This window comes from Clostridium sp. KLE 1755 (assembly GCF_000466465.2).
Classification (GTDB): Bacteria; Bacillota; Clostridia; order Lachnospirales; family Lachnospiraceae; genus Eisenbergiella; species Eisenbergiella porci.
Window position 1 is genome coordinate 17,203 of record NZ_KE992738.1, and the last position, 13,484, is coordinate 30,686.

The 13,484-nt window shown below is 49.3% G+C and carries 13 protein-coding genes; 11 read left to right on the plus strand and 2 right to left on the minus strand.

Annotated elements, in window-relative coordinates:
- Positions 1 to 717: a LytR/AlgR family response regulator transcription factor gene (locus HMPREF1548_RS19265; RefSeq protein ID WP_021638154.1), complete on the minus strand. Its 717-nt coding sequence runs from the start codon at positions 715 to 717 to the stop codon at positions 1 to 3.
- Between the two features lie 295 nt (positions 718 to 1,012).
- On the opposite strand from HMPREF1548_RS19265, the gene HMPREF1548_RS19270 reads away from it, so the two are divergent.
- Positions 1,013 to 1,465 (plus strand): response regulator, encoded by a 453-nt coding sequence (locus HMPREF1548_RS19270; protein WP_035322989.1) that lies wholly within the window; start codon positions 1,013 to 1,015, stop codon positions 1,463 to 1,465.
- Positions 1,443 to 1,814 carry a hypothetical protein gene (locus HMPREF1548_RS19275; RefSeq protein ID WP_021638156.1) on the plus strand — a complete coding sequence of 124 codons (372 nt, stop codon included), beginning with the start codon at positions 1,443 to 1,445 and terminating at the stop codon, positions 1,812 to 1,814. Before HMPREF1548_RS19270 ends, HMPREF1548_RS19275 begins: the two co-directional genes overlap by 23 nt.
- A gap of 27 nt (positions 1,815 to 1,841) precedes the next feature.
- On the opposite strand, the gene HMPREF1548_RS19280 is transcribed toward HMPREF1548_RS19275, so the two are convergent.
- A complete protein-coding gene (locus HMPREF1548_RS19280; protein ID WP_146045283.1) occupies positions 1,842 to 2,528 on the minus strand; it encodes a hypothetical protein in 687 nt (228 codons plus the stop codon).
- 389 nt (positions 2,529 to 2,917) lie between these two features.
- Between HMPREF1548_RS19280 and HMPREF1548_RS19285 the strand changes: the two genes are divergently transcribed.
- The 9 genes from HMPREF1548_RS19285 to HMPREF1548_RS19325 all read left to right on the plus strand — a co-directional run bounded on the left by HMPREF1548_RS19285 (position 2,918) and on the right by HMPREF1548_RS19325 (position 13,384).
- A complete protein-coding gene (locus tag HMPREF1548_RS19285; RefSeq protein ID WP_021638158.1) occupies positions 2,918 to 3,412 on the plus strand; it encodes a DUF6106 family protein in 495 nt (164 codons plus the stop codon).
- Between the two features lie 280 nt (positions 3,413 to 3,692).
- Positions 3,693 to 5,147: an IMP dehydrogenase gene (gene guaB, locus HMPREF1548_RS19290; RefSeq protein ID WP_025488777.1), complete on the plus strand. Its 1,455-nt coding sequence runs from the start codon at positions 3,693 to 3,695 to the stop codon at positions 5,145 to 5,147.
- A gap of 572 nt (positions 5,148 to 5,719) precedes the next feature.
- Complete coding sequence (locus HMPREF1548_RS19295) at positions 5,720 to 6,331, plus strand: sugar O-acetyltransferase (protein ID WP_035323032.1); 612 nt, start codon at positions 5,720 to 5,722, stop codon at positions 6,329 to 6,331.
- 290 nt (positions 6,332 to 6,621) lie between these two features.
- A complete protein-coding gene (locus tag HMPREF1548_RS19300) occupies positions 6,622 to 7,224 on the plus strand; it encodes a TetR/AcrR family transcriptional regulator (protein WP_021638163.1) in 603 nt (200 codons plus the stop codon).
- Between the two features lie 129 nt (positions 7,225 to 7,353).
- Complete coding sequence (locus tag HMPREF1548_RS19305) at positions 7,354 to 8,103, plus strand: biosynthetic peptidoglycan transglycosylase (RefSeq protein WP_102288583.1); 750 nt, start codon at positions 7,354 to 7,356, stop codon at positions 8,101 to 8,103.
- A 31-nt stretch (positions 8,104 to 8,134) separates the two neighbouring features.
- The gene (locus tag HMPREF1548_RS19310; protein ID WP_035323035.1) at positions 8,135 to 8,830 is read left to right on the plus strand and encodes a response regulator transcription factor; all 696 of its coding nucleotides are present in this window, start codon (positions 8,135 to 8,137) and stop codon (positions 8,828 to 8,830) included.
- Between the two features lie 213 nt (positions 8,831 to 9,043).
- Positions 9,044 to 10,141, plus strand: coding sequence for a sensor histidine kinase (locus tag HMPREF1548_RS19315; RefSeq protein ID WP_035323038.1), 1,098 nt, complete (start codon positions 9,044 to 9,046; stop codon positions 10,139 to 10,141).
- 130 nt (positions 10,142 to 10,271) lie between these two features.
- Entirely contained in the window at positions 10,272 to 10,955 is a 684-nt protein-coding gene (locus HMPREF1548_RS19320; protein ID WP_025488782.1) for an ABC transporter ATP-binding protein, read from the plus strand.
- Positions 10,955 to 13,384 carry an ABC transporter permease gene (locus tag HMPREF1548_RS19325; protein ID WP_021638168.1) on the plus strand — a complete coding sequence of 810 codons (2,430 nt, stop codon included), beginning with the start codon at positions 10,955 to 10,957 and terminating at the stop codon, positions 13,382 to 13,384. Before HMPREF1548_RS19320 ends, HMPREF1548_RS19325 begins: the two co-directional genes overlap by 1 nt.
- Positions 13,385 to 13,484 lie beyond the last annotated feature (100 nt).

Consider the following 13,484-nt stretch of genomic DNA (forward strand, 5'->3'; position numbering starts at 1 on the left):
TTACAATTCCTGAAAGGAAAATTCAAGATATCTTCTGCGGGCCTGTGTATATTCTCTGCGGCTGATGGGAACCTTTTCGTCATTGTCCATAAGGAAACCATCCTCCAGCAGCCTGTCAACATGCTCCATATTTACGATCAGCCCGCGGCTGCAGCTTAAAAAACGCCTGTCCGAAAGGAGAGGCTCCATTGTCTGGGAAAAGGAAACATGGGAGGAAAGCGTCAGTGTTGTACCTGTCAGATGAAGTATGGTATTTCGGCCCGACGTCATGGCATATATAATCTGGGAAAAAGGAAGCTCCAGGTCATTCCTGTCAATACGGACACAAAGACGTTTGTGGGATTGCTCCGCCTTTTGCACACATTCGGGAAGGACTGAAAACAGGGTCGCCCTGTTCAGCGGCTTCAGCAGGTACTGATATGCATGTACTTCATAGCCTTTTATAGCAAAGTCAGGGCTGGTAGTGAGAAAAATCACCATACAGTCAGGGGCTGTCCGGTACAGTATCCGGGCGGCATCCATTCCGTTCATGCCTTCCATAAAAATATCCAGAAACACCAGATCATAGGCATCCGGCTTCAATGTCTTCAAAAAGTCCCCGGCACAGCAGAATTCGTCATATTCAGTCTTAAAATCATACCTGTCGAAAAACTGCCGGAGCAGGTCAAGAAGTAAATTCCGATCCTCTTTCAAATCGTCCACAACCGCAATTTTCATCAAAGCCTCCTGATTGAAATATTGTCGATGATAACAGACCGTCCCCCGGTAAATTTCCCGGAATTCAGATAGAGTATCCGGACGCGGGATTCCTTCAGCAACGACGGGGGGATTGTTATGGTAATATTATAACATGCCGGAATAAGGGGAGGGAATACCGATTGCGCACATTATTAACCGTTTATGCACCAATAATTGTTTTTTACAGGGGTATATGTTACCCTTGTTTCATAAAATGTGTTACTGCTCAGCTATACAGAAATCGAGGTTCGGGCCGGCCGGCAACGGAAATGGAATGTCATGGGTTGCGCCGGACACAGCTGTTTTTATCGGAATCCGGGATAAGGAGGTGTACGAATTGCGTATTGTGCTGTGTGTGCCTTTAACGGAAAAGGAAGAGCTGGAAGCAGCTCTCAGGGATGCCTATGGGGCGGGGGATGAGCAGGGAGTTCTGGTAGTTTTTACGGACAAGGATGCATTTATCAGGGATATCAGGGAGCATGCCTGCGATACGGTAATCGTTTCATGGAATGGAGCGGAAGGGATGGAAATGATAAGAAGCATACGGGAATATAACGATGAGGTTCCGGTGGTATGGATGTCGGAGGATAAGGATTTTGCCTGCACAGGCTACCGGTTCCATATTGCGTCATTTGTGAAGAAGCCCGCATCGGCAGAGGAGATCCGGGCTATTCCCCAATGGTGCCTGGAATGGAGAAGGCAAAATGGAAGTGGTAATATTTTATGATAAGGAAGCTGAGTGGTATAAGCAATGCATGAGTGAGCCGGAAACGGACTGCCGGCTTTATTTCCGGCCGTGGGAAAAGGTATATGAAAATGAATGGCTGGAGGAAGGCGGTCCGTCCCTTGCCGCGGTGGTGGTAAACGGCGCTGCCGGAATGAACTGCTGCCATGAAATACGAAAAAGAAGCAGAGGGCTTCCGGTATTATGGGTCAGTGATCAGGAAGGGTTCCTTGCGGAAAGCAGAAGGATCCCCGTGCAGGAATTCTGGACACAGCCGGTTTCCTGCCGCCTGCTGAAACGGATTATACAATGTATGCTTGCGGAATATAGAAAAAGCAGGCCGTCCGGGTGATGATCGGACAGTCTGCCTTTTTTCATTTTATTCCATATCCAGATATTCCAGGAATTTCACCGCATTATCAACATGCTCCGAATTGACAACGATTCCGAACAGCGCGTCATTGGTAACGGCATATGCCTGTGTCCTGACAACTCCCGGCGCATCAGCAAGCTGGATGCCGATGGGGATTTCCCCCTGCTCATCATCGGGCACATCATAATAGAAGAAACGGTCCTGGTATTTATCAACCAGCTCCTTTGGAAGAACCTCGTTCAGATTGGAGAAATATCCCGGATCCGCATAATTGGTAAAGGTCTTGGTATCCGCCATAATGACATCAATTTCCTTGGCGGCGACAAGCGCCATAAGCTTCTGTACATTGGCCATGGTATACTGATCCATAGCCTCCTCCTGGATGGTGAAATTCATCTCCAGGGAAGTGGTGTATTCCTTGGTGTCAATTCCCGCATATTCATTAAAGCCGTTCATAAAGGCCTCGGTATCCATCTCCGAATATCCGTTGATGAACAGAGCGGATAATACGCTGTCTTTAGCTGTTGCAATGGTGTAAATCAGGTTCCCGGCAAAAGCGATGACAAGTATAGTCACCAGTGCGGGTATCCTGTAATATTCCCAGAAATAGAGAAGCTTTTCTTTCGGTGTTTTTCCCGCAAGCTTTTTGCGCTGGGCTTTGATTTCATCTGAAACGGAATTTCCTTCTGCCATAATCATCCTCACTTCCGCTGCCGCGGCAGCTCTTTTGTCGTACAGCTCAGCCAGGCGAACTGTTGTAGGCATCCGGCTGTAAAAAATACTGCGTGATGGGCCGGACGCCAGCTGCCACCGCGTATTCGCACAGACAGCGCAGTTAATGCGCAGGCCTGTCGGAACTGTTGCTTTTTGTTTCCTTATATATGATAGTCGGTTGTTCAAATGATGTCAATGAAGCGTTTTGCCTAACCTCTAAAATTTTTCTAAAATCCCTGTGAATTTTTAGCGAAACCAGGCGGAAAAAGGGATTCTTGCTTGCATGTTACAGCATTTTGTAATATCATATTACCTGAAGATAAAAATGCCGGAAGGGCATTGCAGAATAATAAAGGGTGGTATGTGTAATGGAGACTTACGTAGAATGCATGGTGAAGAAAAAGGCGAACGGATTAATGTCGGCATTGAAGGTTCTGCTGATCGGGATCGCCGTAATCACAGGGCTTCTTGGCTTTATGGGACTGATTGTTTTCCTTATTATAGCGGTAGTGGCCGGAGTGGGGGCTTATTTTGTCAGCCTGAATGCGAATCTTGAATATGAGTATCTGTACGTGGACAAGCAGCTCACCGTGGACAAGATCATGGCGAGAACCAGAAGGAAAAAAGTGGAGACCTTTGACCTGGAAAGAATGGAAATTCTGGCGCCTATCAAGTCCTGGCATCTGGATGATTACAAGAACAGGCAGCTGAAGGTCGTGGATTACAGCAGCGGCGTGGAGCAGCAGCCCGACATCCGCTACAGTATGATATATAATGGAGAAAAGAGGGTAATTTTCGAGCCCAACGCCGAAATGGTAGCGGCTATTAAATCAATTGCACCGAGAAAAGTTTTTACCGATTGACAATCGTCCGCAAGTTTGGTACACTTTTCAAAACACAAAACTGTCAGTAATTTACTGGCAGTTTTATATTCACAATTTTTAAGGTTTTATCCGTTCCGCAGTTCCCATTGCGCTTCGGGTAAGGCGGTTCTGCGTCCCCTTTTTTCAGGCAGCCCCCTGCGGCCAGGCAGTGCTTTCTGAAAAAGGGGATGCAGAACCGCCTTACCCGAAGCGCAATGGGAACCGCGGAACGGATAAAACCGTCAAATCCAATTCAAATGAAAAAACAGGAGGAGAAGAAATGGGTCAGATTATAGGTGACGGCATTACCTTTGACGATGTGCTGCTTGTCCCGGCATATTCCCAGGTAATTCCGAATCAGGTTGATTTGACAACCTGGCTGACAAAGAAGATCAAACTGAACATTCCGATGATGAGTGCAGGAATGGATACCGTTACTGAACACAGAATGGCAATTGCCATGGCAAGGCAGGGCGGCATTGGTATTATCCACAAAAACATGTCTATTGAAGCGCAGGCAGAGGAAGTTGATAAAGTAAAACGTTCAGAAAATGGAGTCATCACCGACCCGTTCTCGCTTTCCCCGGAGCATACACTGGAGGATGCGGACAACCTGATGGCAAAATTCCGCATTTCCGGCGTGCCTATCACCGAGGGACGCAGGCTCGTTGGTATCATTACCAACCGTGATCTTAAATTCGAAACCGATTTTTCAAAGAAAATCAAAGAATCCATGACCTCCGAAGGCCTGATTACAGCCAAAGAAGGAATCACCCTGGATGAGGCTAAGAAAATTCTTGCCAAAGCCAGAAAAGAAAAACTCCCTATTGTAGATGACAATTTTAACCTGGTGGGTCTTATTACCATTAAGGATATTGAGAAAACCATCAAGTATCCCCTTTCAGCAAAGGATGCCCAGGGCCGCCTTCTCTGCGGTGCAGGCGTAGGCATTACTGCCAATGTTCTGGACCGTGTGGGCGCTCTTGTGGATGCAAAGGTGGATGTGGTTGTTCTTGATTCCGCCCACGGACATTCTGAAAACGTGCTCAGATGTCTGCGCATGATTAAGGAAAAATATCCGGACCTGCAGGTTATCGCAGGCAACGTGGCAACAGGCGAGGGCACCAGGGATCTGATTGAAGCCGGCGCAGATGCGGTTAAGGTAGGTATCGGGCCCGGTTCTATCTGTACCACCCGTGTAGTTGCAGGTATCGGCGTACCTCAGGTAACGGCAATCATGGACTGCTATGCGGTTGCCAAGGAATATGGGATTCCGATTATTGCGGACGGCGGCATCAAGTATTCCGGAGATATGACAAAGGCCATTGCAGCAGGCGGCAATGTCTGCATGATGGGAAGTATCTTCGCAGGCTGCGACGAAAGCCCGGGAACCTTTGAACTGTATCAGGGACGTAAATATAAAGTATACCGCGGCATGGGCTCCATCGCCGCCATGGAAAACGGAAGCAAAGACCGTTATTTCCAGAATGATGCCAAGAAACTCGTACCCGAAGGCGTGGAAGGCCGCGTAGCCTATAAAGGCACTGTGGAAGACACCGTATTCCAGCTGATGGGAGGCCTCCGTTCCGGTATGGGCTACTGCGGAACCCAGACTATCGAGGAACTGAAGGAAAACGGCAGATTCATCAAGATTTCCGCCGCATCCCTGAAGGAAAGCCACCCTCACGACATCCATATCACCAAGGAAGCTCCTAACTACAGTGTGGATGAATAAAGAAGTAAATGGAGCTTCCTTTGGAGGCTCCTAATTACAGCGTGGATGAATAAAGAAGTGAATGGAGCTTCCTTTGGAGGCTCCTAACTATATGCAGGTGGAATATTTCTGACCCGCCGAATCAGGGAAAGCTGTCCCGAAAACTGCAGAAATGCGGTACGGGGCAGCTTTTTTATACCGCAGGCAGGCATCCGGCCATTAATAAGCGCTGCGCAATAGGCCGGTACGGTTGCCTGCTTCTGCTGTGTATTCGTACGCTCCGTGCAGTAAATGCGCAGACCTGTCCGAACGTTTACAATTTACAAATATATTTGTTGACAAACCGCCGCGTTCATCGCAATATGATATTACGTAATTGTGCTGTCTGAGTTTCGGGAGGAAGCCGGCAGAAAGGCAGAAAGAGAATATGTGGCAGAGCCTGCTATGCTGAAAAAAGCCCCGGAGGCTGAAAAGTCCGTTCCGTCCACTGCACATCGCCGGACGGCGGTGCAGGAACATATACCCAACCAGCAGGAAAAATAAACAGAAAGGGCATAATCGTCTGCCGGATTATGCGGATAAACATAAAAGCTATGGATTTAAAAGAAGTTAAAGAACGTATGCGAAGCGGAAGGCTTTACTATCCCACAGGGGAGGACTTATTGCAGGAACAGGCGAAATACATGGAAATACTGTATGATTTCAACCAGACACGCCCCCGCGAGGGAGAAAAAAGAGCGCAGCTTCTGGAAAAGCTGCTGGGCGGCGTGGGGAAAAACTGCTACGTGGAGCCGCCTCTCCATGCCAATTGGGGCTGCAATACCTACATGGGAGATGAGGTATACGCCAACTTCAATCTGACCCTGGTGGATGATGCAAGAATCAATATAGGAAGCCATGTAATGTTCGGCCCGAATGTGACGGTTGCCACAGCGGGCCACCCGGTGGAGCCTCTCCTGCGTTCCCGCCAGGCCCAGTATAATCTTGAGGTCAACATCGGTGATAACGTATGGATTGGAGCCGGTGCAGTCATCCTTCCCGGAGTCACCATCGGTGAAAATACAGTAATCGGCGCGGGAAGTATTGTGACAAAGGATATTCCCGCCAATGTTGTGGCTTATGGAAATCCCTGCAAAGTGGTAAGGGAAATCGGGGAAAAAGACAGAAAATATTATTACAGAGACAGGGAAATCGACCTGGACTGAAAAAAACGGCAGCCAGGAAAATATTTAAAAAGAGGCGGGACTGAAATAATAAAAATTCAGTCCTGCCAAATTTTTGCGTCTTAAATGCCTCCAGTCCCGCCCATCCGGCCGCATCAGCCCGTTTTCATTTAAACAGCGCTGCCCTGAATCCGCTTTCGGAGGTTCCAGTCGGTATCCCCTTTGCCCTTTTGCAGGAATATGGTATCATAAAAGCAGATAATATAACATCAGGTATGCACGCTTGCTGCGCATAAACAGCAGCAGATACAGCTTGAAAAGGAGGCGGCGATATGGGAAACGATCACAGGACCAGAGTAACTAAAATACTGATCCGTAAGGCTTTTACGGATTTGCTGAAAAAAAAGCCCATCCAGAGCATCTCCATTAAGGAGCTGTGCGAAGCGGCCCAGATTAACAGAGGAACCTTCTACACCCACTATGCAGACATTTATGATCTGCTGGAAAAAATGGAAGAGGAAATGATGGAGGATTTTCAGAAAGCGCTGGAGCCTCTTTTGTCCATGGAGCCGGAAGGGCTTACGCCTGTAAAAATAACCACCGGGATTTTCCAGTGCCTGAAGGAAAATGCGGATATCTGTACGGTGACTCTGGGGGATTTCGGCGATAAGGAGTTTGCGCTGCGCCTCATTAACCTTGGACGGGAAAAATGTGTGGAGACCTATTCCCGTTACTTTGAAACGGCCACGCCGAAGCAGATTGAATTTTTCTACGCCTTTGTCAGCGCTGGCTGTATCGGCCTTCTCCAGAAATGGCTGGCGGAGGGCATGGTAACAAGCGCCGAGGAAATCGCGGAAATGGCTGAAAATATCATGATGTTTGGTATGGGGGCGTTGAAATCCGGGAATATACAAAAAAACTTTAAAGAATTTTAAGAACTCTTTCCGGTGATAAAATAAAAAAATATGCTATACTCGTAACTATCCGGTGTTTTACAGGTGCAGCTTGCCCTGCATCGGGAAATTCCTGCGGATGGTTCCGGAAAGATGAAGGAGTTTTTGTTCATGAAATTTATTAAGAAGCTTATTTTGTCATTATTTTTTCTTCTGCTGTTGGCGGCCTGCGCCGTAGGCGGGCATTTTGTGTGGCAGGGCTACCAGATATACCAGCAGGTAATTCAGGAGACGCCGCTTGCCGATAAGGTGGAGGAAATTCGTTCCAAGCCTCACTACACAACCATTTCCCAGCTGCCTGACATCTACAAAAATGCGGTGGTGGCAGTGGAGGACAAACGTTTTTACAGACATGGGGGAATCGATCTCCTCTCTACGGGAAGGGCGGTTGTCACGAATATCAGGGAAAAAAAGCTGGCGGAGGGCGGAAGCTCCATCACCCAGCAGCTTGCCAAGAATCTTTATTTTTCCCAGGAAAAGAAATTCCTGCGGAAGGTGGCGGAGCTGTTCGTTGCCTTCGACCTGGAGAAAAACTACAGTAAGGACGAGATATTGGAGCTGTACCTGAACACTATTTATTTCGGGAGCGGATATTACTGCGTCTACGATGCTGCCGAAGGTTATTTCGGAAAAGAACCGGGACAGATGAATGATTTCGAAAGCACGCTTCTGGCGGGAATTCCCAATGCGCCCTCCGTTTATGCGCTTACCAACAAACCCGAGCTGGCGGCTCAGAGACAGCGCACCGTCCTGGAGTGCATGGTGGACCAGAAATATCTGACAAGTGACGATGCAAAAGAAATCCTCAAATGGGGAGAACAGGCGAAGCAGGCTATGGCCGGTGAGACGGAAATCCAATAAACCGGTACAGGAAGGCATGATGGGATCGGCTATGAAGAAAATATTAATCGTGGAAGATGATACGCTGTTAAATACCACGCTTGTCTATAATCTGCAGGAGGAAAAGCTCTCTGCAGCATCCGCATTCAGTTGTGCACAGGCCAGAAAGCTGCTGGAGACGGAGCGGTATGATATGACAATTCTGGATGTGAACCTGCCGGATGGTGACGGTTTTTCCCTCTGCCGGGAATTTAAAAAAAACTTCCCTGCAATGGCAGTGCTTTTCCTTACGGCCAATGATCTGGAACGGGATATGCTGAAGGGCTTTGAACTGGGTGCCGCAGATTATGTATCCAAGCCCTTTCCTGTAAAGGTCCTGGTAAAAAAGGTAAAGACCCTCCTGCAGCTGTGCTCAACCAGGCAGGAGCAGCCGGACGGCATTTATGAGGACGGAGAGCTGCGGATCGATTTGCGGAGCCTGCGCACGGTTTATCATGGAAAGGAAATCCAGTTCACGCCGCTGGAATACAGGCTGCTGGAGATTTTTACCAGTAATCCCGGCATTGTGCTCACCAGGCAGAAGCTGCTGGAGAAGCTCTGGGATGAGCAGGAAAATTATGTGGATGAGCACACGCTGACTACGGTAATCAGCCGGGTAAGGGGCAAGCTGGAGGGAGAGTACCCCTATATTAAGACCGTATACGGCATGGGCTATCTGTGGAACGGCCGGCAGGAACGGCGTCTGTAAAATCAGGGACAGCCCCGGCGTCTGTAACGGGACGGCCCCGGCGGCGTGTCAGGGATGCCTGCTAAAAGGCAGCAGATGAAGGAACGCCCGGGCTGCCGCAGGGAAAAGCCGGAGAGACAGAAAGTAAGAGAGACAGAAAGACAACAGAAAGATAACAGAAATACAACAGAAAGACAGGTAGAAAAAAGCAGGAAAGACAGGGAGAAAATGCATATGGCGGAAGAAAAATACAGGGACGGCGCAGAATGGCGGCTTTATACAGGAGCTGTCAGCGCCGCGGCATTTTTAATGGTAACGGCTCTGACAGGGGCCTTTTTTATATACACCCATTCTTTAGCAGTATTGTATATGGGCCTGGCAGCAATTTCCATTGCAGTTGGCTGGGGCTGCCTGATTCTCACCGGCCTGCGCAGACACCTGGATCAATTTATGACCGCAACAGGGGAACTGATGGATGCGGTGATGGCATCCGGGAATACTCTGTATGAAGACACAGCCGGCCCTGCATTGCAGCAAATGGGACACCTCCTGCGGAATATTACAGATTTGGAGGAGGACACACTGTTATCCAGGCTTGGGAACAGGATCCTGCGCCTTTATGAGGTGGTGCAGAACAGCCGCAGCCGTGTGGAAGAAGAAAAACAGCGTCTCCAGGAACTGGTTTCCGATATCTCCCACCAGGTAAAAACCCCGGCGGCTAATCTGAAAATGCTGGGGAACACCCTCCTGACCCATACCATGCCGCCCCAAAAGCAAAAAGAATTCCTGGAGGCCATGAACGGCCAGGTGGAGAAGCTGGACTTCCTCATGCAGGCGCTAGTCAGGACCTCCCGGCTGGAATCAGGAATCCTCGCCATACGCAAGCAACAGGAATCCCTCTACGAAACGCTGGCCTCTGCCCTGGGCGGCATCCTGTTTACAGCGGAAGCAAAGGACATACATGTAGAAGTGGAATGCCCGGAACACCTTATTGTGCCCCACGACCACCAATGGACAGCGGAAGCAATCTTTAACCTGCTTGACAACGCGGTAAAATACACGCCTTCAGGCGGAAAAATCCATATAAAAGCAGAAAAACAGGAAATGTACACACGCCTGGAAATTACCGACACAGGCAAAGGCATCCCGGAAACAAATCACGCCGCTATATTCCAAAGATTCTACAGAGAAGAAAACACCGCCGATACGCAGGGCCTTGGCTTGGGCCTGTACCTGACCCGGGAAATCATAACCCGCCAGGGAGGCTATGTAAAAGTAACGTCCGCCCCCAACCAGGGCTCCACATTTTCCATCTACCTCCTCAACCGCTGACCTCATCCCGCGCATCCAATAGTCCTTACTTAGGAAATCTTTTCGGTTTCTGTGACTTTTACGCAACATTTCCCTTCTATAATCTGTATATAGAAAATGACGCAGGGAAGCAATGCGGAAGGGAGCAATTATGACGATTTTACAGACAGAGGATTTAAAAAAATATTATGGACAGGAACCCAATATTACGAAAGCGCTGGACGGAGTGAACCTGTCCGTGGAGCAGGGGGAATTTCTGGCGGTGGTAGGCACCAGCGGCAGCGGAAAGTCCACGCTGCTGCATATGATGGGAGGGCTGGATACGCCTACCTCAGGCAGCGTGAAAGTACGGGGAAAGGAGCTGGCGGAAATGAATGACGAGCAGCTCACAATTTTCCGGAGGAGGAACATCGGTTTCATTTTCCAGAACTATAATCTGGTTCCGATTCTGAATGTATATGAAAACATTGTACTGCCTGTGGAGCTGGACGGAGAATCGGTGGATATGCCTTTGTTTGACAGGATTGTGGATATGCTTTCCCTGAGGGAAAAGCTGAACAGCATGCCGAATAATCTTTCCGGAGGGCAGCAACAGAGAGTGGCGATTGCCAGGGCGCTGATAACCAAACCTGCCATCGTGCTTGCAGACGAGCCTACCGGGAACCTGGACAGCCGTACCAGTGCCGATGTGCTGGGACTTTTAAAAATGACGAGCGAACAGTTCAATCAGACGGTGGTCATGATTACCCATAACAACGAAATTGCCCAGCTTTCCCATCGGATAGTGCGGATTGAAGACGGCAGAATCGTTGAAAAGCAGCAGGGGGTGGTGTGATGTTCCGGAATCTGAATACTGGCATTATCAAAAGGCTGGCGGTAAACAGCCTGAAGTCGGATAAGAAAAGAAACCTGTTTTTAATTCTCACCATCGCTTTCAGTGCCTGCCTTATGCTGACGCTGTCCTTAAAAATACTGGGCCAGAACACGAAGTTGAACCGTTACCTGAAGGGAAGATATCAGACCGTGTTCACGGATTTATCTGCAGAAAAGGTTGAGGAACTGAAGAACCGTCCCGAAGTGGAGCGCTCCGGCGTCAAAGTCAGCCTGGGCACGCCCCGGATCAGGGATTATGTGCTGACGATTGAATATGTGGATGCTGAGACGGCAAGCCTCCTGACCTATGGGGAGCTGGAAGGCAGCTGGCCTGAAACGGAGAATGAAATTATTGTGGAAAGCGGATGCCTGGAGCATCTGGGGCTTCCGATACAGACCGGACAGACGCTGAATATGGATATGGGCGACGGTGTGAAACGGGATTATACGGTGAGCGGCGTGATGTATACGGAGAATGAAGCCAGGATTTACCGGGTCATTGTGTCCGAGGCATATCTGAATGCCGTTACTGATGGAAATCCCCGATATACGCTGAATATTCGGCTCCGCGGCACAGAGGGCGACGATATGGAAACCCTGAAGGGGAAGACGCTGGCGCTGGCAGAGGCCTGCGGGCTGAAGGAACAGCAGGTTTTTTACAGTTCCACATATTTTACCATGGGAGAGGATCTGCCTATTGAAAAGGTGATGGCAATAGCCTTTTGCTGCCTTCTGATTGTAGTCGCCACATCGCTGGTGATATACAGCCTGTTTTATATTTCCGTGGTGGCCAAAACGCAGGAATACGGCAGGCTCCGGGTCATTGGGACAACAAGAAGACAGATAAAAAAGCTGGTGCGCAGGGAAGGCCTGTTTGTTTCAGGTATTGCCATTCCGGTGGGAATTCTGTTGGGAAGCCTTCTGGGATTCCTGCTGGAACCGGAGGGATGGAAATGGAGTATTTCCATTCCCTGCATGGCAGTGATTGCCGTACTGACAGAGACCGCTGTAATGATTTCTATCCGTACCCCGTTAAAAATCGCTTCTTCGGTATCTCCGGTGGAAGCCGTCAGAATCAATGAGGTATCTACAGGCGGGGCGGTCCGGAATAAGGAAAGAAAACAAAGAAGGATCACGCCTGTCAGCCTGGCGTTTCTCAATTTTGGCAGAAACAGAAGAAAGGCGGCGCTCACGCTCTGCTCTCTGGGATTTACCGGGATTCTGCTGATGTGCGCGGCCTCCTACCTGAATTCCGTGGATGCGGATGCCATGGCAAGAGCAGGCTTTGGTGTGGGCTGCGTCCACATAGAACTGGAACAGGGGGACAATGGGGCACAGGAGATTGATGCGGATAGCGCTACGGAATATTATACAAAAATGGAACAGGACAATCCGCTGGATGATGAAATGTTTAGGGAACTGTCACAAATTGACGGAGTAACGGATGTGGCTGTTTTCCGCGGCTGTAAATCGAATTTTATTTTTCCCAGGATGAACGATTACGCCAGGGAGAATCCGGATACACTTTCCTTCCGGAATATCGGCCTGAGCAGGGCGCAGATGGAGAAGTATTCCGACATGCTTCTGGAAGGGACGATAGACTATGATATCCTGGTGAAGGAGCATGGGGTTCTGGCAGGTGATTCGGAGAAGCTGATGTACCGTTTTTACGGCTATCAGCCTCAGCTGGGGGATGTGATACAGGTGAAAACGGATCAGGGAACGACGGTGGAATTAAAGGTTATGGGGCTGGTTGAATCACCCCATGTGGGAATAGACGTCCCTTTCTTTTATGTGCCGGATGCCCTGCTTCCTTTGCTGAAGGAATCGGTGGATAATTTCAATACGCATTATATGGTGGAAGGCGAACCGGATAAGGAAGTGCAGATCGAAGAAGCGGTTATTGATATGATGGAGGATTGGGACCATGTGGAAATAAATTTCCTGAGTGATATCAGGCATCAGATGGTAAAAAGCATGGAACAGATCAAACTTCCGCTGTACGGGCTGGTTGTATTCATTGCCCTGTTCGGTATCCTGAATCTGGTGAATACACTGCTTACCAATGTGGTGACGCGCAGGCAGGAGTTTGGTATCCTGCAGTCCGTGGGAATGAGCGGCGGGCAGCTTTCCGCCATGCTGAAGGCGGAGTGCTTTTTCTATGTGGCGGGAACGATCCTGATTACCCTGACACTGGGAACGGCGGCCGGCTGGACGCTGTGCAGGATCTTTGACCAGCTGGGCACCTTCGGGAAGCTGGTATTCCATTTCCCTTTTGTGCCGGTGTTTGTGTTTGCGGCGCTGCTGCTGGTAATTCAGATGGTGTTTTCTGTGTGGGCGGTCAGATACTGTGGGAAGGAGCCATTGATTCAGCGTATTAAATCAGAGTAGGGGGAAATAAATCCTCCCTCTGTGAAACCTGCCCCTTCTGCCACTAAAGCCCGCGCTGCACATCCTTCCGGCCTTCGGCGGCGGCCGTGTCTGTTCCGGA